This is a genomic window from Xanthomonas sp. DAR 80977 (assembly GCF_041240605.1).
GTDB lineage: Bacteria > Pseudomonadota > Gammaproteobacteria > Xanthomonadales > Xanthomonadaceae > Xanthomonas_A > Xanthomonas_A bundabergensis.
This window is the reverse complement of sequence record NZ_CP162487.1, coordinates 510,735-530,849: the sequence shown is the minus strand read 5'-3', so window position 1 is coordinate 530,849 and position 20,115 is coordinate 510,735. Positions and strand designations below refer to the sequence as shown.

Below are 20,115 nucleotides of genomic sequence, written 5' to 3'. Positions count from 1 at the left end.
TGTGGTGCGCCCGGAGGGATTCGAACCCCCGACCAATGGCTTCGGAAGCCACTACTCTATCCGGCTGAGCTACGGGCGCAACGGACGCGCATTCTAACGGCAAACCGCGCGCCGCGTCTCCCCCATGCCGATGGCCTGCCGCCGCGGCCGGCCTGGCCGTCGCCGGGCCTGCGCCGCAACGGTCGCGGACGCGGCCGTGCTGCCGCCAGCCGGGCCCGGCTGCTACCCTTGCGCGATGGGTTACGAACGCTACGAAACGCCCGCCGCGCTACCGCCGCGCGCGCGCCTGGGCCAGTACTGGAAACTGCTGCGCGGCGACCGTCCGATCGGCGCGCTGCTGCTGCTGTGGCCGACCTGGTGGGCGCTGTGGCTGGCCGCCGACGGGGTGCCGCCGCTTTGGACGCTGTTCGTGTTCACCGCCGGGGTGTGGCTGACCCGCTCGGCCGGCTGCGTGATCAACGACTACGCCGACCGCTGGCTGGACCCGCAGGTCGAGCGCACCCGCACCCGGCCGCTGGCCACCGGCGCGGTCAGCGGCCGCGAGGCGCTGGCGGTGTTCGCGCTGCTGATGGTCGTGGCCTTCGCGCTGGTGCTGACGATGAACGCGCTGACCATCGGACTGAGCGTGGTCGGGCTGTTCCTGGCCGCCAGCTATCCCTACCTGAAGCGCTACACCTACCTGCCGCAGGTCTATCTGGGCATGGCCTTCGGCTGGGGCATCCCGATGGCGTTCGCGGCGATCCGCGGCGAGGTGCCGGCGCTGGGCTGGCTGCTGTACGCGGCCAACATCCTGTGGGCCACCGCCTACGACACCTGGTACGCGATGGTCGACCGCGAGGACGACCTGCGCGCCGGCTCCAAGTCCACCGCGATCCTGTTCGGCGACCTGGACCTGGTCGCGCAGGGCATCCTGTACGCGCTGATGTTCGTCGCGCTGGCCTTCGTCGGCACCCGCGGCGCGCTGGGGATCTGGTACTGGGCCGGCCTGGGCGTGGCCGCGCTGCTGGTCGCCTACGAATTCCGCATCGCCCGCACCCGCGAACGCGCGCCCTGCTTCCGCGCCTTCCTGCACAACAACTGGGTCGGCCTGGCGGTCTTCGCCGGCATCGCCGCGGCGCTGGCGTTGCGCGCGGGGTAGACCGAGGCGGAGAAACCGCGCAATGGCGGCTGCGGATGAGGACGTCGTCGGAGCGGTGCGTTTGGCCGCTGACGGCAATGCCGCAGGGCAGGCTTCGTCCGGTGCTTGCCGGTAAAGCGTCGGGATTGAAGTCCCTCCAAACCGTCGATCGACTCCTGTAGGAGCGGCTTCAGCCGCGACGCCTTTTCCATGCCGGTGGCGGGAACGAACTCGGTTGCGGCAGGTACATCCGGCAAACTCCGCGTCCGTCTGCTGGATCGATATTTCCTGACCTGGCCGGTCGGCGCAACCGGCGGAAGATCCGACGCACTGCGGTTCAAGGCATGGGCATCGCACTGCCTTACCGGCGCAATGCAACAGCGCGCGGCTTGAACAGGCAGGCTATGCACAAGCCTGCCACGGCGGACACGGCACCCCACCCCGATCACGCCAGCCAGCGCTAAGGCTTCGCGTCATCCATCGGCGCATGCGTCAGCAGCGCGAACACCCGCTGCTGTTCCTGCGCATCCTGCAGACCGCTGATGCGCAGTCGGTCGCCGGGGAGCGGCGCCATGACCGTCGCCACGGTGAGCACCTGACCGTCGGCCAGCAGCGCGATCGGCTTGCCGATGTTTTGCTCCGTCGCACGGGTCAGGCGATCGTCGTGTCCCGAGAAACTCAGATCCAGTGCCGGCTTGCCATCGTCGCCGTCCACGCGCGCCACCGTCGCGGCGCCATCGACGGCCAACAACGGCTGCGGCGCCAGATACACCGGCCGTCCCTGGTACGCGGCCTCGGTATAGCCGGCACTGGGCGCATTGCTGGCCTGGCGCCATTCGATCTTCGCCTTGACCGCACTCGCGCCTGCACTCGCGCCGGCGCCATCGGGCGACGGGGCGTAGCTGCATCCGCTCATGCCGAACACGCACAACGCCAACGACAGTCCCAAAGTTCTCCAACGCATCGCCATCTCCCGCAGTTCGTTTGGCCGCATCATAGAAGAACCGGCCGTTGCGGCCTGTCGCAGACCGCTGCCCAGCCGGGTCGCACAGAGGAACGCGCCATGCACCGCGCTGCTGAACCCATGCGCCAGCGACCGATTGCGTCGGGTTGTGGCGCCTGCGCGGCGGGATCAAGCGTAAGGCTCGCCATACTCCCGATCAGACATGCCCTCGCTGCCGTTGCCTGGTCCAGGCAACCACACAGCGACCGCTCCCTGCGTGCATGACGGATCGCGCGACCACGGCCAGCGCCAGACACGCATCCCCACATGACCTGCCACATCGTTGCCGTCGCAGGGCCAATCGCCGCCGCGGCACGCAAGCCGCCAGCGCACTCACGGCACCCGCGCCACCACCCACGCATCGACCCGGGCCACGCCGGCGCGGCGCAGCGCCCGTGCGGCGGCATGCAGGGTCGCGCCGGTGGTCATCACGTCGTCGACCAGCGCCACGTGCGGCGGCAGCGGCGCACGCACCGCGAAGGCATGGCGCAGGTTGCGGCGGCGCGCGCGCGCATCCAGCTCGGACTGCGGCGACGTGGCGCGCACGCGCTGCAGGCCGTCGCACAGCGGCAGGCCCAGCGCGCGCGCCAGCGGCCGCGCCAGTTCCAGCGCCTGGTCGTAGCCGCGCTGGCGCAGCCGGGCGCGGTGCAACGGCACCGGCAACAGGGCCTGCGGGCGCGGCAAGCCGGCGCAACGCGCCTGCAGCAGGGCTGCCAGCAGGCGCCCGGCGGCCAGGTCCTGGTGGAACTTGAAGCGGCGCAGCAGCGCATCGACCGGCGCGGCGTAGACGCAGGCACTGGCGACCAGGGCCAGCGGCGGCGGCTTGCGTTGGCAGGCACCGCACAGCTGGGCGGCGTCCAACGCGGGCAGCGGCAGCGCGCACGCCTGGCAGGCGCTGCCGTTCCAGGGCAGCGCATCGCGGCAGGCCGGGCACAGGTCCAGGCCGGCGCCGCCGGGTTCGGCGCAGACCAGGCAGCGCTCGGGCAGCACGCAGCGCTGCAAGCGCTGCCACCAGCCGTCAACCCTGTTGCCGGCAATGAAGTTGACAGGGATATCCATGCTCACCAGACTGCCCGCTTTCCCAGCCGCTTACCGTCAGGAAACTCCCATGTCCGCTGTCGTCCGACACGACTGGCAACGCCAGGAATTGCTCGCCCTGTTCGACCTGCCGTTCCCGGAGCTGCTGCATCGCGCCGCCGCGGTGCATCGCGAACACTTCGACCCGGCGCAGGTGCAGGTCTCCACGCTGCTGTCGGTGAAGACCGGCGGCTGCCCGGAGGATTGCGCGTACTGCCCGCAGGCGCAGCGCTACGACACCGGGGTGGACGCGCAGAAGCTGATGAGCACCGAGGCGGTGCTGGCCAAGGCGCGCCAGGCCAAGGCCGCCGGCGCATCGCGGTTCTGCATGGGCGCGGCGTGGCGCTCGCCGAAGGACCGCGACATCCCCAAGGTCGCGGCGATGATCCGCGAGGTAAAGGCGCTGGGCCTGGAGACCTGCGCCACCCTGGGCATGCTCGACGGCCGCCAGGCGCAGGCGCTGAAGGCGGCCGGGCTGGACTACTACAACCACAATCTGGACACCGCGCCGGACTTCTACGACACGATCATCCACACCCGCCAGTACCAGGACCGCCTGGACACGCTCGCCCACGTGCGCGATGCCGGCATGAAGACCTGCTGCGGCGGCATCGTCGGCATGGGCGAATCGCGCGAGCAGCGCGCCGGCCTGCTGCAGGCGCTGGCCAACCTGCCGGTGCATCCGGACTCGGTGCCGATCAACCGACTGGTGCAGGTCGCCGGCACCCCGCTGCACGGCACCGTCGAGCTGGATCCGTTCGAGTTCGTGCGCACCATCGCCGTGGCCCGCATCGCGATGCCGCAGGCGATGGTGCGGCTGTCGGCCGGCCGCGAGAGCATGAGCGACGAACTGCAGGCGCTGTGCTTCTGCGCCGGCGCCAACTCGATCTTCTACGGCGAGAAGCTGCTGACCACCGGCAACCCCGACACCGAACGCGACCAGGCGCTGTTCGCACGGCTGGGGCTGACGCCGATGCAGGTGCACGTCGATGCCGACGCGCACGACCATCCCGGCACCGTGCACGCGGACATCACCGCGCCGGCAGCGGCGCCGGCACGGCCGGCGATCGCCGCGGCGCTGGTCTGACCCGCCGCGCCGGCACGCACGCCCGTCTGCCGATCCGGCCGTCCATCGCCGGCGGCGCCCGGCCTGGCCGGGGACGCGCTACGCTAGCCGGCCGCCCCATGCCCCGCCGCCCATGGCCCGCCCCGACCTGCACGACCGCATCCAGTCCTTGCGCAAGCTGCGCGAGGCCCAGGGCCGCATCCGCGTGCGCCGCAGCGTGGGCCGCCGCGACGGCGTGCGCCTGGAGCTGGACGGCCGCTGGCTGACCGGCTTCTGCAGCAACGACTACCTGGGCCTGGCGCAACAGTTCGAAGTGCTCGCCGCGCTGCAGGACGCCGCCGCGCGCGAGGGCGTCGGCGCCACCGCCTCGCACCTGGTCTGCGGCCACCATGCGCTGCACGAGAGCCTGGAACGCGAGGTCGCCGACTGGCTCGGCTATCCGCGCGCGCTGCTGTTCGGCAGCGGCTTCCTCGCCAACCTGGCGGTGCAGCAGGCGCTGCTGAGCGAAGAGGACGACGTGTGCGTGCAGGACCGGCTCAACCACGCCAGCCTGCTCGACGCCACCCGCCTGGCCGGTTGCCGCCTGCGCCGCTATCCGCACCTGGACACCGAGGGCGCGATGCGCCAGCTCAAGCACGCCGCCGGCGGCGCCGCGATGCTGGCCACCGATGGCGTGTTCAGCATGGATGGCGACATCGCCCCGCTGCGCTCGCTGACCCTGGTGGCGCGCATGCAGCAGGCGCTGATGTACGTGGACGACGCGCACGGCGTCGGCGTGGTCGGCCCGCACGGCCGCGGCTGCGTGGCCGAGGCCGGGCTGGGCGTGGACGACGTGCCGCTGCAACTGGTGACGCTGGGCAAGGCGCTGGGCGGCTACGGTGCGCTGGTGGTCGGCGACGAGGCGCTGATCCGGCACCTGGCCGAAACCGCGCGGCCCTATCTGTACACCACCGCGCTGCCGCCGGCGCAGGCCGCCGCCTCGCTGGCCGCGGTGAAGCTGGCGCGGCGCGACCAGTGGCGGCGCGAGCGCCTGGCCGAGGCGATCGCCGCGTTCCGCGGTGGCGCGCGCCGCCATGGCCTGGAACTGATGGCCTCGGACACCCCGATCCAGCCGCTGCTGTGCGGCGACGAGGCCAGCGCGCTGGCGCTGTCGGCGGCGCTGGAGCAAGCCGGCTTCCTGGTCTCGGCGATCCGCCCGCCGACCGTGCCGGAAGGCAAGTCGCGGCTGCGGGTGACGCTGTCGGCGCTGCACACCCCCGCGCAGGTGCAGGCGCTGCTCGACGCGCTGGCGCTGGCGCGCGACCGCCTGGCCGTGCATCCGGTCGGCCTGCCGGCGTGAGCCGCGCGGCATGAGCGGCGGCGACCTTGCGGCGCGCCGCAAGGTGTGGGACGCGCTGTCCGAGCTGTACCTGGACGACGATGTCGCGACGCGGCACGCGCACATCGCCGCGGTGCTCGCGGCCTCGCCGTATGCGCCGGACACGCTGCAGCGGATGCTGCTGCACGACGTGCATCCGCGCCTGGCGCCGAACCTGCTGAGCGTGGCGGGCGTCTGGCAGGGCTTCGACGGCGACTGGCTGAGCGCGGCGATCCTGCGCCGCGAAGGCGTGCGGCGCTGGCCGGCCTGGCGCACGCGTGCCTATCCGCGTCAGCAGTGGCGCCTGTTGCTGCCGCGGCTGCTGGCGCTGCGCGGAGCGCGCTGAGCGCGCGCGGCAGGCGATTTTCCTTTCCATCCGGCACACGCTCGACGATGCATATCGAAACGCTGGGGCAAGGCCCCGACCTGGTCCTGATCCATGGCTGGGCGCTGCACGGCGGCATCTTCGCGCCGCTGGTCGAGCGCCTGTCGGCGCAGTTCCGCATGCACCTGGTGGACCTGCCCGGGCATGGCCACAGCCGCGGCGACGACACCCCGCTGGCGCTGCCGCACGTGGTCAATGCCATCGCCACGGCCACGCCGCCGGCGGCGTGGCTGGGCTGGTCGCTGGGCGGGCTGTTCGCGCTGCATGCCGCGGCGACCCAGCCGCAGGTGCGCGGCCTGGCGATGCTCGCGGCGACGCCGCGGTTCGTGCGCGGCAGCGACTGGCCGCACGCGGTGGAGCCGCAGGTGTTCGCCCAGTTCGGCCGCGACCTCGCCGACGACTACCGCGGCACGCTGGACCGCTTCCTGGCGCTGGACACGCTGGGCTCGGCGCATGCCCGCGCCGAGCTGCGCACCCTGCGCGAAACCCTGACCGCGCGCGGCGAACCCGATGCGCAGGCGCTGCAGGATGGGCTGGCGCTGCTCGAGCGCAGCGACCTGCGCCGCTCGCTGCCGGGCCTGCGCGTGCCCAGCCTGTGGATCGGCGGCCAACGCGACCGGCTGGTCCCGGCCACCGGCATGCACGACGCCGCGGCGCTGGCGCCGCAGGCGCAGACGCTGGATATCGCCGGCGGCGGCCATGCGCCGTTCCTCGGCCATGCCGATGAGGTCGCCGAGGCGTTGCGCGGGTTCCTTGCCGGGCTGGCATAGCGCTTTCCTGCGAGAAGGCTTCGGCCCTCGATGCGTGACCGGCAAAGCGTCGGGGCTGAAGCCCCTCCCACAGGAAACCTGCCCGCTCGGATCGCCAGTAGGGCTACGTGCCCTGCTTCGGTCGTGCCGATCCAGTGCACCAGCTTCGCGCCGGCCGCGTTGCGCTTCCGCTTCCTGTAGGAGGGGCTTCAGCCCCGACCGGGCTTTCCCGGTAGCGCCCGGTCGGGGCTGAAGCCCCTCCTGCAAAAAGCGGGCTTCGCGGTCGGATCGACGCGCCGCGCTGGCCGCCGCCACGCCGATGCCCGATCATCGCGGTTCCTTCGATCGATCGGAACGCCGACATGGACCTGGGTATCGCCGGCAAATGGGCGCTGGTCTGCGCCGCGAGCAAGGGCCTGGGCCTGGGTTGCGCGCGGGCGCTGGCCGCCGAAGGCGTCAACGTGGTGATCGTGGCGCGCGGCCAGCCCGCGCTGGATGCGGCCGCCGCCGGCCTGCGCGCGCTGCCCGGCGCCGGCACGGTGATCGCGGTGGCCGCGGACATCGCCACCGAGGCCGGCCGCGCCGCCGCGCTGGCGGCGTGCCCGCAGGTCGACATCCTGGTCAACAACGCCGGCGGCCCGCCGCCCGGCGATTTCCGCGACTGGGAACGCGAGGACTGGCTGCGTGCGCTGGACGCCAACATGCTGGCGCCGATCGCACTGATCCGCGCCACCGTCGATGCGATGCAGGCGCGCGGCTTCGGCCGCATCGTCAACATCACCTCGGCGGCGGTGAAGGCGCCGATCGACAGCCTGGGCCTGTCCAACGGCGCGCGCGCCGGCCTGACCGGCTTCGTCGCCGGGCTGGCGCGGCGCACGGTCGCGCACAACGTCACCATCAACAACCTGCTGCCCGGCCAGTTCGACACCGACCGGCTGCGCGGCAACTTCGCCCATGCCGCGCAGCGCAGCGGCATCGACGCGGACACGCTGGCGGCGCAGAAGCGCCAGCAGATCCCGGCCGGGCGCTTCGGCACGGCGGAGGAATTCGGCGCGGCCTGCGCGTTCCTGTGCAGCGCGCAGGCCGGCTACGTCAGCGGGCAGAACCTGTTGCTCGATGGCGGCGCGTATCCTGGGACGTTCTGAAGAGCTGGGATTGGGGATTCGGGATTCGGGATTGGTATGGGTGGCTGTGCGCGGTCGCTGCGGCGCGCGTCCTGGGGGGCGCTGCAGACTGAAGCGCGGAAGAGCCGGGATTGGGGATTCGGGAGTGGGGATGGGTGGCTGCGCGCGGTCGCTGCGGCGCGCGTCAAGGAGTTCGTTACAGACTGAAGCGCGGACGAGGTTGCGCGGGCGGCGCTGCGCGATGCGGCTGGCCGTCGCGCATGGCGGCCGGCGATAATGCGCCGATGGATCCTTCTTCGTTCGATGCCAACCACATCCGCCGCGCGTTCTCGCGCGCCGCGGCCAGCTACGATGCCGCCGCCGCCCTGCAGCACGAGGTCGAGAAGCGCCTGCTGGAATCGCTGGACTATCTCGGCGACCGCGTGCCGCAGGTGGTGCTGGACGTGGGCAGCGGCCCCGCGCATGCCGCCGCGACGATGAAGAAGCGCTGGCCGCGCGCGCAGGTGATCGCGCTCGACCAGGCGCTGCCGATGCTGCAGCAGGCCAAGCGCCAGGCCGGCTGGTGGAAGCCGTTCGGCCGCGTCTGCGCCGACGCGCGCGCGCTGCCGCTGGCCGAGCACAGCGTCGATGTGATCTTCAGCAACCTGTGCCTGCAATGGGTCGAGGACCTGCCGGCGGTGTTCGCCGGTTTCCGCCGCGTGCTCAAGCCCGGCGGCCTGCTGCTGTGCTCCAGCTTCGGCCCGGACACGCTGGTCGAACTGCGCGAGGCGTTCGCGCACGCCGACCGCGAGGCGCCGCATGTGAGCCGCTTCGCGCCGATCGCGCAGTTCGGCGATGCGCTGATGCTGTCCGGCTTCCGCGACCCGGTGCTGGACCGCGACCTGTTCACCCTCACCTATCCCGACCTGGCCGCGCTGATGCGCGAACTGCGCGCGATCGGCGCGACCAACGCGCTGCACGCGCGCCGCCACACGCTGACCGGACGCGGCCGCTTCGCCGCCGCCAGCGCCGCCTACGAGCCGCTGCGCAACGCCGACGGCACGCTGCCGAGCAGCTGGGAAGTGATCTATGCCCACGCCTGGGCGCCGCCGCCGGGCGCGCCGATCCGCGAAGGCGGCAGCGAGATCGCCGCGGTGCCGGTGTCGGCGATCCCGATCCGTCGCCGCGGCGATTGAGCGAAAGCATCCTCGCTGCGGGTGGCGCCACCTGCAGGAGCGGCGTCAGCCGCGACAGGCGTTACCGGTAGCGCCCGTCGCGGCTGACGCCGCTCCTGCAGCGTTTCGCCGATTGCAAACGCTGCGTCGACTACGCGCAGCCCGCGCCATTGCCGGCCTTCGACAGGTGCAACGGCCGCAGCTCTACCGCGGCACGCGCTGCTAAGTTCGACCGTCGCTCAGACCGACACCTGATCGATCCAGTCCTGCAGGTTGTAGTAGTTGCTGACCCGGGCGATCTTGCCGTCGCGGATGTCGAAGAATGCCCCGCCCGGCAGCACGTAGGTCTGCCCGCGCGCCGGCGGCAGGCCCTCGTCGGTGTGGTGGTATTCGCCGTGCACCACGTATTCGGCGGCGGCGCGGCGGCCGTCCTGCCCGCCCAGCACCACGATGTCGCGCAGCTGCTCGCGGTAGCTGGCGTTCATCCGCTGCAGGAACGCGGCGAAGGTGTCCTTGCCCACCTCGCGCGCGCCCTGGTTGAGGTCGTGCGCGACGTCGTCGGTCAGCTTGTCGAGCATCGCCGCCCAGTCGCCACGGTTGAATGCGTCGTAGTAGGCCAGCACCAGTTCGATGGCGCGGTCTTGCTCACGGGTCCCGTCGATCTTCATCGCCACCACCTCATGCCCTGGGGACGCCCATGATACGGCGCCGGACGCGCTCAGGCGCCGGGCGCCACCAGATCGCGATGGAAGAAGTAGACCTCCTGCAGCAGGAAGCGCCAGCGGGTCTGGAAGCTGCGGAAGCGGGTGCTCGGGGTCGAGGACGCCAGCGCGTCGATCTGCAGCTCGCGGCACAGGCGCAGCGCGCGCGCCATGTGCAGCGGATCGCTGACGATGATCGCCCGGTGCAGGCCGTGGCTGCGCATCAGCTGGCGCGCCTGGATCAGGTTCTGCCGGGTGGTGCGCGAGACGGTCTCGATCAGGATCGCGTCGGCCGGCACGTCGTGGCGCAGCGCGTAGCGGCGCGCCACCTGCGACTCGGCGAAGCGCGCGCCATTGCCGCCGAAGCCGCCGGTGAAGATCAGGGTCGGCGCGTAGCCGCGCTGGTACAGGTCCAGGCCATGGCGGATGCGCTCCTCGAACACCGGCGAGGGCTTGGCGTCGTAGGCGGCCGCGCCGAGCACGATGATCGCGTCGGCCGGCGCCGCCTGGTCGCGGTCGCCGACCCAGACGATGTAGATCGCCACGCCCAGCAGCCACAGGCCCAGCACCGCACCCAGCCGACCCAGCCAGCCGAGCCAGCCGCGGCGCCGGCGCGGCGTCAAGCGGCGCCCCACGGCAAGGCGTCGAGGTCGACGTTGCCGCCGGACAGGAGCACCCCGACCCGGCGCCCGGCGAAGCGCTCGGGCTGGGCCAGCACCGCCGCCAGCGCGATCGCCGAGGACGGCTCCACCACCTGCTTGAGCACCTGCCACAGCAGCCGCATCGCCGCCACGGTCGCGGCGTCCTCGACCACGATGGTCTCGGCCTGGCCGTGCAGCAGCGCGAAGTTCGGCGCGCCCAGGGTGCCGCGCAGGCCGTCGCAGACGGTGTCCGGGACGAAATCCAGGCGCAGCGCGCCGGCCGCCAGCGAACGCGCGGTGTCGGCGGCGCCGGCCGGCTCGGCCAGCAGCAGGCGCGCCTGCGGGGCCAGCGCCGACAGCGCCAGGCGGCTGCCGGCGGCCAGGCCGCCGCCGCCGACCGGCACCACCAGCAGGTCCAGCGGGCCGCTGGCGCCGAGCAATTCCAGCGTCGCCGTGCCCTGGCCGGCGATCACCGCGGGGTCGGCGTAGGGATGCACCAGGGTCGCGCCGGTCTGCTGCTGCACCTGCGCGCACATCGCCTCGCGTGCGGCGATGCCGGCCTCGCAGCGCCACAGGGTCGCGCCATGGCGGGCGATATTGGCCAGCTTGGCCGCCACCGCCCCTTCCGGCACCACCACGTGGCAGCCGATGCCGCGGGTCAGCGCGGCCTGCGCCAATGCCGCGCCATGGTTGCCGGAGGAATGGGTGACCACGCCGCGCGCCGCCTGCGCCTGGCTCAGCGCCCAAACCGCGTTGCAGGCACCGCGGAACTTGAACGCGCCGCCGCGCTGCAGGTGCTCGGCCTTGAAGTGCAGGCTGGCGCCGGTCAACGCGTCCAGCGCCTGCGAGCGCAGGACCGGGGTGACCTGGGCGTGCGGCGCGATCCGCGCGGCCGCCGCCGTCACATCGGCGAAAACGGGCAGTGAAGATGAGAACATGCGCGAAAGGTTAACGTATCGCCTCACGCTCGCGGTGTCGCCGGCTGCCGGCGCAACGCAACCGTTGCGCGCGACTTAAGCGTTCAATCACCGACGAAGCGAGTTAAGGGGGCATTCAATGCAACGCGCCGAACCTGTCAGTCAGCCTCAGGGAGAGGATTCGCCATGAACATGCGCCTGATCTTGGCCGCTGGACTGCTGGCCACGCTGGGTGGCTGCGCCACCTACGACTATGCCGACAGCGGCGGCGGCTACTACCGCGGCGCGCCGTCGGTCGAGTACCGCTACCCGGCCGGCTATTCCGACGGCTACTACGCGCCCTACGGCGCCGTGCCCTACGGCTACGGCGCGGGCTACTACGGCTATGGCTACTACGGCTACGGCGGCCCGTACTACTACCGCGACTACTACGGCCCGCCGCGGCATCGTCCGCCGCCGCGCCCGCGTCCCGACGACAACGGCCGCCCGCCGGACCGCCCGCCGCCGCCGGCCATCGGCGGTGGCGACCGGGTCAAGTCGCCGTGGCGCGACATGGACCGGCTGCGCCGCCCCGATGCCGCCAACGCCGGTCCGCGCCCGCAGTCGATGCAGCCGCGTCCGGCCAGCGCGCCGCGGCCTGCGGCGACGCAGCGTCCGGCCGCGCCCCGGCCCGGCAATCTGGGTCGCAGCAATGGGACCAAGCGCACACTAGAACCCTAAGAAAAGGCTTGATTTCACGCGGCCACAAGACGCACTCTACGTCGTACGGGGTGACCGCCTGCGTCGCTTTATGACCCGCTAGGGATCGCCCCACCGTCTATGTCGATGTCCGACAGGGAAATCTGGATCCCCCCTGTTCCGGCCCTGTCGGGCGTCGGCGCCTAAAACGAAAAGCCCCGGTCCGCCGGGGCTTTTCGCGTTCGGGCCTTGCGGTTGCTGGCGTCGGGCCCGGATCGCGGGCATAAAAAAAGGGCCGGCAGTCCCCCGACTACCGGCCCCCAGCTCCCCCAACGTGCGCGTGACTGGCCCCTGTTCCAATTCCAGTCGTACGCCCCTGACGCAATGCCACGTTGGGTGCAGTAGGGATATCTGCAGATGGCGTGCCAACTTTAGTGCCGAATCCGCAAACTGTGATGCAAACGCTAAAATTACCGTTTTCCGGCGCTCGCGACCCCGCGGGCGCGCCCATTCCGGTCCCTGCGGCCCGGCTGACGAGTCCCCGATGAGCGATTCCTTCTACCGCTACGACGTCATCGTGATCGGCGGCGGCCATGCCGGCACCGAGGCGGCGCTGGCCTCCGCGCGCGCCGGCGCGCGCACCCTGCTGCTGACCCACAACGTGGAGACGGTGGGCGCGATGAGCTGCAACCCGGCCATCGGCGGCATCGGCAAGGGCCACCTGGTCAAGGAGATCGACGCGCTGGGCGGGGCGATGGCGCATGCCGCCGACCTGGCCGGGATCCAGTGGCGCACGCTCAACGCGTCCAAGGGCCCGGCGGTGCGCGCCACCCGCTGCCAGGCCGACCGCAGCCTGTACCGCAGCGCGATCCGGCGCCTGGTCGAGGCGCAGCCGAACCTGACCCTGTTCCAGGCCGCGGTGGACGCGCTGATCGTGGAGGGCGAGCGCGTGCGCGGCGCCGTCACCCAGACCGGCCTGCGCTTCGAGGCGGCGGCGGTGGTGCTGACCGCCGGCACCTTCCTGGCCGGCAAGATCCACATCGGCCAGACCCAGTACGCCGGCGGCCGCGCCGGCGACCCGCCGGCCACCGCGCTGGCGCAGACGCTGCGCGACGGCCGCTTCGGCGTGGACCGGCTCAAGACCGGTACCCCGCCGCGCATCGACGGGCGCAGCCTGGACTACGCGGCGATGGAGGAGCAGCCCGGCGACGATCCGCTGCCGGTGATGTCGTTCATGGGCGCGGTCGCCGAGCATCCGCGCCAGGTCTCGTGCTGGATCACCCATACCACCGAGCGCACCCATGAGCTCATCCGCGGCGCGCTGGACCGCTCGCCGCTGTACACCGGGCAGATCGAGGGCATCGGCCCGCGCTACTGCCCCTCGATCGAGGACAAGGTGGTGCGCTTCGCCGAGAAGGCCAGCCACCAGATCTTCGTCGAGCCCGAAGGCCTGGACGTGGCCGAGATCTACCCCAACGGCATCTCCACCTCGCTGCCGTTCGACGTGCAGCTGGAACTGGTGCGCTCGATCCGCGGCTTCGAGCGCGCCCACATCACCCGCCCCGGCTACGCGATCGAGTACGACTTCTTCGACCCGCGCGGGCTGAAAGCCTCGCTGGAGACCAAGGCGATGCCCGGGCTGTTCTTCGCCGGCCAGATCAACGGCACCACCGGCTACGAGGAAGCGGCCGCGCAGGGCCTGATCGCCGGGCTCAACGCCGCGCGCCAGGTGCGCGGGCTGGAGCCGTGGACACCGCGCCGCGACCAGGCCTACATCGGCGTGCTGATCGACGACCTGATCACCCACGGCACCACCGAGCCGTACCGCATGTTCACCAGCCGCGCCGAATACCGGCTGCAGCTGCGCGAGGACAACGCCGACGCGCGCCTGACCGGCATCGGCCACGACCTGGGCCTGGTCGGCGAGGCGCGCTGGGCGCGCTTCCAGGCCAAGCAGGAGGCGGTGGTGCGGGAGAACGCGCGGCTGCGCGCGCTGTGGGCCACGCCGGGCAATGCGCTGGGCCGCGAGGTCGCCGCGACGCTGGGCGTGGCGGTGAGCCGCGAGACCACCGTGCTCGACCTGATCAAGCGCCCGGAGCTGGACTACGCGGCGCTGATGCGGGTGCCGTCGCTGGGCCCGGGCGTGGACGACGCGCAGGTCGCCGAGCAGGTCGAGATCGGCATCAAGTACGCCGGCTACCTGGACCGCCAGCGCGACGAGATCGCGCGCCAGCAGCGCCACGAGGACACGCCGATTCCCGAGGCCTTCGACTACGCGCAGGTGCGCGGGCTGTCGGCCGAGGTGCAGCAGAAGCTGCAGCGGGTGCGCCCGCAGAGCGTGGGCCAGGCGCAGCGCATTCCCGGCATGACCCCGGCGGCGATCTCGCTGCTGCTGGTGCACCTGGAGCGCGCGCGGCGCAGCCGGGTAGCGTAGGCGGCGGCGCGGCGGCATCCTGTCCCGCCCCATCCCAGGACGGCAGGCCATGGACATCCACCCGCTCGCGGCGGACAAGCGCGCCGCCGTGCTCGACGCCTTGCGCGATATCGAGCGCGACCACGCCGTGCGCATCCTGCTCGCCTGCGAATCCGGCAGCCGCGGCTGGGGCTTTTCCTCGCCCGACAGCGACTACGATGCGCGCTTCGTCTATGTGCACCGGCCGCACTGGTACCTGACCGTCAACGAACGCACCGGGCCGGGCGAGGCGCAGCGCGACGTGATCGAACTGCCGATCGCCGACGACCTGGACGTCAGCGGCTGGGATCTGCGCAAGGCGCTGCGGCTGGTGTCCAAGTCCAACCCGACGCTGCTGGAATGGCTGCAGTCGCCGCTGGTCTATCGCCAGGATGCGGCCGCCAGCGCCGCGCTGCTGGAGATGGCGCGCGCGTTCTATTCGCCGCTGGGCACCTGGTGGCACTACTTCAACATGGCCAGGAGCAACTACCGCGGCTATCTGCGCGGCGAGCGCATCCGCACCAAGAAGTACCTGTACGTGCTGCGCCCGGTGCTGGCCTGCCAGTGGATCGAACGCGGGCACGGGATGCCGCCGATGGCCTTCGAACTGCTGCTGCAGGCGCTGCTGCCGTCGGGACCGCTGCGCGAGGCCATCGACGCCTTGCTGGCGAAGAAGCGCGTCGCCGCGGAAATCGAGGACGGGCCACGGGTGCCGGCGATCAGCGATTTCCTGGATGCCGAACTGGCGCGCATGGGTGCCGCCGCACCGCGCCTGGCGGCCGGCAGCGGCGATCCACGGGCGCTGGATGAGGTATTCCGGCAGCTGATCCGCGCCGACGCCTAGGCATCGCTGCGTTGCGAACCCGCGCTTCGCGCGAGTGACCTGGCGCTGGTCACGGCAAGGATGAACGCCTTGCGCGACGACGGGATCTCGCGGTCGCTGGCACCGCCAGCTCGCTAGACACCTGGGAGCGACTTCAGTCGCGACGGGCGTTACCGGGAAGGCGCGTCGCGACTGAAGTCGCTCCCACAAATGGCATCGGCTTGGGCTGGCTCGAATCTACGCCGACCACGCGCCACGCGGGTCGATGCGTCGCATCGGCCCTGCGTTCATCGATCTGACGATGCGGGGCCTGCCGCGCCCGCATCCGCGCCGCCGCCGAGCGCCGTGTACAGCGCGACCCGGTTGCTGTCGTCCTGCAGCCGCAAGCCGATCAGGTCCTGCTGCGCGGCGTACAGCGAACGCTGCGCGTCCAGCACCTGCAGGTAGTCGTCCACGCCGGCGCGGTAGCGCGCCTCGGCCAGCGTGTGGCTGCGCCGCGTGGCCTCCACCAGCGCGCGTTGCGCGGTCAGCTGCGCGTCGATGTGGTCGCGCTGCGCCAGCGCGTCGGCGACGTCGCCGAAGGCGCTCTGGATGGCCTTCTCGTATTGCGCCACGGCGATGTCCTTGCCGATCCTGGAGACGTCCAGCGATGCCTTCAGCGCACCGGCATGGAAGATCGGCGCGGTGAGGTTGGGCACGAACGACCAGGTCCGCGCGCCGGCCGAGAACAGCGTGGACAGCGCGTCGCTGCTGCGCCCGGTGGACGCGGTCAGGGTCAGGGTCGGGAAGAACGCCGCGCGGGCGGCGCCGATGTCGGCGTTGGCCGCCTTCAGCGCATGCTCGGCGGCGAGCACGTCGGGACGCTGCAGCAGCACCGCGGCATCCAGCTGCGCCGGCACCGGCGCCAGCGCCACGCTGCCGTCGACCGCATCGGCGCCGGCCAGCAGCGCCGCGTCCACCGGCGCGCCGACCACCAGTTGCAGCGCGTCGCGGGCCTGGGCGAGCTGGGTGGCGTCGCGGGCCACGTCGACCCGCGCCGCTTCCACGCTGCTCTGGATCTGCGCCAGGTCCAGGCCGGAGCCGATGCCGTTGTCGTGCTGGTCGCGGCTACGCCGCAGGGTCTGCTCCTGGCTCTCCAGGGTCTGCTGCGCCAGGGCCAGCAGTTGCTGGTCGGCGCCGACCGCGAGCCAGTCGTCGGCGATCTCGCCGATCAGGCTCAGGCGCACGCTGCGCTGCGTCTCGGCACTGGCCAGCCAGGTTTCCAGCGCTTCGTCCTTGAGACTGCGCACGCGGCCGAACAGGTCCAGCTCCCAGCTGCTGATGCCGACCTGCAGCGTGTCGCTGCTGCCGACCTGCGCGGTGCCGGTGTCGCTGGTGCTGGCGCTGGCGCTGGTGCGCTGGCGGCTGCTGCTGGCGGCGGCGTCCAGCGACGGCGCCAGCGCCGCGCGCTGGATCCGGTACTGCGCGCGCGCCTTGTCGATGTCGAGCATGGCCACGCGCAGGTCGCGGTTGTTGTCCAGGCCCAGCGCGATGACCTGGCGCAGGCGCGGATCCAGGAACACCGCGCGCCAGTCCGGCAAGGCCGGCGCCGCGTCGCCGGCGCCGGGCGTGGCGATGGCCGCGTTGCCGAACCGCGACGGGACCGGCGCGGCCGGACGGACGTAGTGCGGGGCCATGCTGCAGCCGGCCAGCGCCGCGCAGCAGGCCAGGGCCAGCAGGCATTGCGAACGCGCGCTCATGGCGTGGCCTCCTGCGGCGGCTGCGCCCGCCCGGGGAACAGGCGGCGCACGATGACGTAGAACAGCGGCACGAAGAACAGGCCCAGGGTGATCGAGGCCAGCGTGCCGCCGGTCACGCCGGTGCCCAGCGAGTGGCGCGCGGCCGAACCGGCGCCGTGGCTGAACACCAGCGGCAGCACGCCGAGCAGGAACGCCAGCGAGGTCATCAGGATCGGCCGCAGGCGCATCTGCACCGCGTGCAGGGTGGCCGCCAGCAGGCTTTCGCCGCGGTGTTCCAGGTCGCGCGCGAACTCGACGATCAGGATGCCGTTCTTGGCCGCCAGGCCGACCGTGGTCAGCAGGCCGACCTGGAAATACACGTCGTTCTGCAGGCCGCGCAGGCTCATCAGCAGCACCGCGCCGAACACGCCCACCGGCACCGCCAGCATCACCGCGAACGGGATCGTCCAGCTTTCGTACAGCGCCACCAAGCACAGGAACACGAACAGCAGCGAGATCGCGTACAGCGCCGGCGCCTGGTTGGCGGACAGCTTCTCCTGGTAGGCCATGTCCGACCACGCATAGCCGAAGCCATGCGGCAACTGCTTGCTGAGTTCGGCCATCGCGTCCATCGCCGCGCCGGAGCTGACGCCCGGCACCGCCTGGCCGGTCAGTTCCATCGCCGACACGCCGTTGTAGCGCTCCAGCGCGGCCGGCGCGCTGGTCCAGTGCGAGGTGGTGAAGGCGGACATCGGCACCATGTCGCCGCTGGCGTTGCGCACCGTCCAGCGCTGCAGGTCCTGCGGCGCCATGCGCGCCTCGGCGTCGCCCTGCACGAACACCTTCTTGATCCGGCCCTTGTAGATGAAGTTGTTGACGAAGTCGCCGCCGAGCGCGCTGTTGAGCGTGGCGTTGATGTCGCCCGGGTCCACGCCCAGCGCCTGCGCCTTGTCGTCGTCGATCTTGACCGCATAGACCGGCGCGTCCTCCAGGCTGGCGTAGCGCACGTCGCGCAGCTTGGGATCGTGCCCGGCCAAGCGCAGCAGCTTGTCGCGCGCGCCGACCAGGGCGGCGTGGCCAGCGCCTTCGTAGTCCATCAGCTCGAAGGTGAAGCCGGAGGCGTCGCCGAGGCCGCTGATGGCCGGCGGCGAGGTCACGAACAGCTCCGCGTCGGGCACGTCGGCCAGGGCCTTGTTGAGATGCGCGGCGATGGCGTCGGCGTCGTCGTCGCGGTCGTCCCAGTCCTTGAGGCGGACGAAGGCCATGCCGACGTTCTGGCCGGCGCCGGTCACGCTGAAGCCGGCCGAGGACAGCACCGAGAGCACCCCCGGCTCGTGCAGCGCGGCCTTGGTCAGGCGGTCGGTCACCGCCAGGGTCTGCTCCAGGGTGGCGCCGGCCGGCAGCTTGACCAGCACGTTGAGCATGCCCTCGTCCTCGTCGGGCAGGAACGCGCCGGGCAGGCGCCACAGCAGCACGCCGGTGACGCCCAGCAGCAGCGCGTAGGCGAGCAGGCCCAGCGCGCGCCGGCCCAGCACCCGCTCGACCAGCGCACGGTAGCGCTCGGACAGGTGGCGGAAGCGGGTGTTGAACCAGACGAAGAACCAGCCGAGGCGGCCGTGCGAGCCGATCGGCGCCTGGCCTTGGTGCAGCGGCTTGAGGATGGTCACGCACAGCGCCGGGGTCAGGGTCATCGCCACCAGCACCGACAGGATCATCGAGGCGGCGATGGTGATCGAGAACTGCCGGTAGATCACCCCGGTGACGCCGTTGAAGAAGGCCATCGGCACGAACACCGCGGTCAGCACCAGCACGATGCCGACCAGCGCGCCGCCGATCTGCTGCATCGAGCGCAGCGTGGCCTCCTTCGGCGGCAGCCCTTCCTGGCCCATGACCCGCTCCACGTTCTCCACCACCACGATGGCGTCGTCCACCAGCAGGCCGATCGCCAGCACCATCGCGAACATGGTCAGCGTGTTGATCGAGTAGCCGAACGCGGCGAGCACGCCGAAGGTGCCCATCAGCACCACCGGCACCGCGATGGTCGGGATCAGCGTGGCGCGCCAGTTCTGCAGGAACAGGTACATCACCGCCACCACCAGCAGCACCGCTTCGATCAGGGTGATGACCACTTCCTTGATCGAGGTGGTCACGAACGGCGTGGTGCTGAAGGCGATGTGGTAGGTGTAGCCGTGCGGCCAGTACTGCTTGAGCTCCTGCAGGCGCGCGTCGATCGCCCTGGACGTTTCCACCGCGTTGGCGTCGGCGTTCAATTCGATGCCGAGCGAGGCCGACGGCTTGCCGTTGAAGCGGGTGATGCTGTCGTAGGTCTCCGGGCCCAGGCCGATCCTGGCCACGTCGGACAGGTGCACCGCCGCGCCGCCGGGACCGCTCTTGAGCACGATCGCGCCGAACTGCGCCGGCGTGTGCAGGCGGCTGCGCGTGGTCACCGTCGCATCCAGGCGCTGCCCGCGCAGCGCCGGCTGGCCGCCGATCTCGCCGGCCGACACGTCGGTGTTCTGCGACTGCAGCGCGTTCTCCACGTCCGAGGGCATCAGCGCGTACTTGCGCAGCTTCTCCGGATCCAGCCAGATGCGCATGGCGTACTCCGAGCCCATCGGCTGGATGTTGCCCACGCCGCTGACCCGGCTGATCTGGTCGTCGATGTTCGATTCCATGTAGTTGGCGACATCGAAGTTGTCCATGCTGCCGTCGTCGGAGGTGAACGCCACCACCTCGAACAGCGAGCCGCTGGACTTGGTGATGACGATGCCGTTCTGCTGCACATCCTGCGGCAGCACCGACATCACCGACTGCAGCTGGTTCTGCACCTGCACCTGCGCGGTGTCGGCGTTGGTGCCGGTCTCGAACACCAGGTTGACCTGGGCGCTGCCGTCCGAGGCGCTGGTCGAGGTCATGTACAGCAGGTGGTCCAGGCTCTGCTGCGACTGCTCGATCAGCTGGGTGACGGTGTTCTCCACGGTCTGCGCCGAGGCGCCGGTGTAGGTGGCGCGCACGGTGATGGTCGGCGGCGCCATCTGCGGATAGCGCTCGACCGGCAGCGCATGGATGGCCAGCATGCCGACCAGGACGACGACGATGGCCATGACCCAGGCCACCACCGGGTGGTTGACGAAGAAACGCGACATGGCAGCT

The 20,115-nt window shown here is 71.6% G+C and carries 17 protein-coding genes and 1 tRNA gene; 10 read left to right on the top strand and 8 right to left on the bottom strand.

Annotation, left to right across the window (positions count from 1 at the left end):
• Positions 1–2: 2 nt before the first annotated feature.
• Positions 3–79 (bottom strand) — tRNA-Arg (locus AB3X10_RS02400).
• Between the two features lie 156 nt (positions 80–235).
• Between AB3X10_RS02400 and ubiA the strand changes: the two genes are divergently transcribed.
• On the top strand, positions 236–1,138 hold the full coding sequence (gene ubiA, locus AB3X10_RS02395; protein WP_369978759.1) for a 4-hydroxybenzoate octaprenyltransferase: 903 nt from the start codon (positions 236–238) through the stop codon (positions 1,136–1,138).
• A 439-nt stretch (positions 1,139–1,577) separates the two neighbouring features.
• Here ubiA and AB3X10_RS02390 read toward each other — a convergent pair whose 3' ends face one another.
• Complete coding sequence (locus AB3X10_RS02390) at positions 1,578–2,087, bottom strand: SecDF P1 head subdomain-containing protein (protein WP_369978758.1); 510 nt, start codon at positions 2,085–2,087, stop codon at positions 1,578–1,580.
• A 366-nt stretch (positions 2,088–2,453) separates the two neighbouring features.
• Complete coding sequence (locus tag AB3X10_RS02385; protein ID WP_369978756.1) at positions 2,454–3,179, bottom strand: ComF family protein; 726 nt, start codon at positions 3,177–3,179, stop codon at positions 2,454–2,456.
• A gap of 49 nt (positions 3,180–3,228) precedes the next feature.
• Here AB3X10_RS02385 and bioB point away from each other — a divergent pair, with 49 nt between their 5' ends.
• From bioB to bioC, 6 genes are all read left to right on the top strand, one after another.
• A complete protein-coding gene (bioB, locus tag AB3X10_RS02380) occupies positions 3,229–4,284 on the top strand; it encodes a biotin synthase BioB (protein ID WP_369978755.1) in 1,056 nt (351 codons plus the stop codon).
• Between the two features lie 112 nt (positions 4,285–4,396).
• On the top strand, positions 4,397–5,602 hold the full coding sequence (gene bioF, locus AB3X10_RS02375; RefSeq protein ID WP_369978753.1) for an 8-amino-7-oxononanoate synthase: 1,206 nt from the start codon (positions 4,397–4,399) through the stop codon (positions 5,600–5,602).
• A gap of 10 nt (positions 5,603–5,612) precedes the next feature.
• Positions 5,613–5,966, top strand: a complete 354-nt coding sequence (locus tag AB3X10_RS02370; RefSeq protein ID WP_369978751.1) for a DUF7079 family protein — start codon at positions 5,613–5,615, stop codon at positions 5,964–5,966.
• A 47-nt stretch (positions 5,967–6,013) separates the two neighbouring features.
• Positions 6,014–6,775, top strand: a complete 762-nt coding sequence (gene bioH, locus AB3X10_RS02365; protein ID WP_369978749.1) for a pimeloyl-ACP methyl ester esterase BioH — start codon at positions 6,014–6,016, stop codon at positions 6,773–6,775.
• Between the two features lie 341 nt (positions 6,776–7,116).
• On the top strand, positions 7,117–7,899 hold the full coding sequence (locus AB3X10_RS02360) for an SDR family oxidoreductase (protein ID WP_369978747.1): 783 nt from the start codon (positions 7,117–7,119) through the stop codon (positions 7,897–7,899).
• 263 nt (positions 7,900–8,162) lie between these two features.
• Entirely contained in the window at positions 8,163–9,053 is an 891-nt protein-coding gene (bioC, locus tag AB3X10_RS02355) for a malonyl-ACP O-methyltransferase BioC (RefSeq protein ID WP_179570925.1), read from the top strand.
• 218 nt (positions 9,054–9,271) lie between these two features.
• Here the strand turns inward: bioC and AB3X10_RS02350 are convergent, their stop codons facing one another.
• The 3 genes from AB3X10_RS02350 to AB3X10_RS02340 are packed head-to-tail and all read right to left on the bottom strand — an operon-like array spanning position 9,272 to position 11,312.
• The gene (locus tag AB3X10_RS02350) at positions 9,272–9,700 is read right to left on the bottom strand and encodes a ketosteroid isomerase-related protein (protein WP_369978744.1); all 429 of its coding nucleotides are present in this window, start codon (positions 9,698–9,700) and stop codon (positions 9,272–9,274) included.
• 50 nt (positions 9,701–9,750) lie between these two features.
• Entirely contained in the window at positions 9,751–10,356 is a 606-nt protein-coding gene (locus AB3X10_RS02345) for a YdcF family protein (RefSeq protein ID WP_369978742.1), read from the bottom strand.
• Positions 10,353–11,312, bottom strand: a complete 960-nt coding sequence (locus AB3X10_RS02340) for a pyridoxal-phosphate dependent enzyme (protein ID WP_369978740.1) — start codon at positions 11,310–11,312, stop codon at positions 10,353–10,355. The genes AB3X10_RS02345 and AB3X10_RS02340 overlap by 4 nt, the downstream gene beginning before the upstream one ends.
• Positions 11,313–11,477: 165 nt before the next feature.
• Between AB3X10_RS02340 and AB3X10_RS02335 the strand changes: the two genes are divergently transcribed.
• From AB3X10_RS02335 to AB3X10_RS02325, 3 genes are all read left to right on the top strand, one after another.
• Positions 11,478–12,011, top strand: a complete 534-nt coding sequence (locus AB3X10_RS02335; protein ID WP_369978738.1) for a hypothetical protein — start codon at positions 11,478–11,480, stop codon at positions 12,009–12,011.
• 502 nt (positions 12,012–12,513) lie between these two features.
• On the top strand, positions 12,514–14,403 hold the full coding sequence (mnmG, locus tag AB3X10_RS02330) for a tRNA uridine-5-carboxymethylaminomethyl(34) synthesis enzyme MnmG (protein WP_369978737.1): 1,890 nt from the start codon (positions 12,514–12,516) through the stop codon (positions 14,401–14,403).
• Positions 14,404–14,452: 49 nt separating this feature from the next.
• Positions 14,453–15,265, top strand: coding sequence for a nucleotidyltransferase domain-containing protein (locus tag AB3X10_RS02325; RefSeq protein ID WP_369978736.1), 813 nt, complete (start codon positions 14,453–14,455; stop codon positions 15,263–15,265).
• A 266-nt stretch (positions 15,266–15,531) separates the two neighbouring features.
• Here AB3X10_RS02325 and AB3X10_RS02320 read toward each other — a convergent pair whose 3' ends face one another.
• Entirely contained in the window at positions 15,532–16,983 is a 1,452-nt protein-coding gene (locus tag AB3X10_RS02320; RefSeq protein WP_369978735.1) for an efflux transporter outer membrane subunit, read from the bottom strand.
• Positions 16,980–20,108 carry a multidrug efflux RND transporter permease subunit gene (locus tag AB3X10_RS02315; protein WP_369978733.1) on the bottom strand — a complete coding sequence of 1,043 codons (3,129 nt, stop codon included), beginning with the start codon at positions 20,106–20,108 and terminating at the stop codon, positions 16,980–16,982. The genes AB3X10_RS02320 and AB3X10_RS02315 overlap by 4 nt, the downstream gene beginning before the upstream one ends.
• Between the last annotated feature and the right edge of the window lie 7 nt (positions 20,109–20,115).

Excerpts from the sequence above, each read along its gene's own strand:
- ubiA (WP_369978759.1), top strand. The coding sequence starts at position 236 with ATGGGTTACGAACGCTACGAAACGCCCGCCGCGCTACCGCCGCGCGCG.
- AB3X10_RS02390 (WP_369978758.1), bottom strand. The coding sequence starts at position 2,087 with ATGGCGATGCGTTGGAGAACTTTGGGACTGTCGTTGGCGTTGTGCGTG.
- AB3X10_RS02385 (WP_369978756.1), bottom strand. The coding sequence starts at position 3,179 with ATGGATATCCCTGTCAACTTCATTGCCGGCAACAGGGTTGACGGCTGG.
- bioB (WP_369978755.1), top strand. The coding sequence starts at position 3,229 with ATGTCCGCTGTCGTCCGACACGACTGGCAACGCCAGGAATTGCTCGCC.
- bioF (WP_369978753.1), top strand. The coding sequence starts at position 4,397 with ATGGCCCGCCCCGACCTGCACGACCGCATCCAGTCCTTGCGCAAGCTG.
- AB3X10_RS02370 (WP_369978751.1), top strand. The coding sequence starts at position 5,613 with ATGAGCGGCGGCGACCTTGCGGCGCGCCGCAAGGTGTGGGACGCGCTG.
- bioH (WP_369978749.1), top strand. The coding sequence starts at position 6,014 with ATGCATATCGAAACGCTGGGGCAAGGCCCCGACCTGGTCCTGATCCAT.
- AB3X10_RS02360 (WP_369978747.1), top strand. The coding sequence starts at position 7,117 with ATGGACCTGGGTATCGCCGGCAAATGGGCGCTGGTCTGCGCCGCGAGC.
- bioC (WP_179570925.1), top strand. The coding sequence starts at position 8,163 with ATGGATCCTTCTTCGTTCGATGCCAACCACATCCGCCGCGCGTTCTCG.
- AB3X10_RS02350 (WP_369978744.1), bottom strand. The coding sequence starts at position 9,700 with ATGAAGATCGACGGGACCCGTGAGCAAGACCGCGCCATCGAACTGGTG.
- AB3X10_RS02340 (WP_369978740.1), bottom strand. The coding sequence starts at position 11,312 with ATGTTCTCATCTTCACTGCCCGTTTTCGCCGATGTGACGGCGGCGGCC.
- AB3X10_RS02335 (WP_369978738.1), top strand. The coding sequence starts at position 11,478 with ATGAACATGCGCCTGATCTTGGCCGCTGGACTGCTGGCCACGCTGGGT.
- mnmG (WP_369978737.1), top strand. The coding sequence starts at position 12,514 with ATGAGCGATTCCTTCTACCGCTACGACGTCATCGTGATCGGCGGCGGC.
- AB3X10_RS02325 (WP_369978736.1), top strand. The coding sequence starts at position 14,453 with ATGGACATCCACCCGCTCGCGGCGGACAAGCGCGCCGCCGTGCTCGAC.
- AB3X10_RS02320 (WP_369978735.1), bottom strand. The coding sequence starts at position 16,983 with ATGAGCGCGCGTTCGCAATGCCTGCTGGCCCTGGCCTGCTGCGCGGCG.
- AB3X10_RS02315 (WP_369978733.1), bottom strand. The coding sequence starts at position 20,108 with ATGTCGCGTTTCTTCGTCAACCACCCGGTGGTGGCCTGGGTCATGGCC.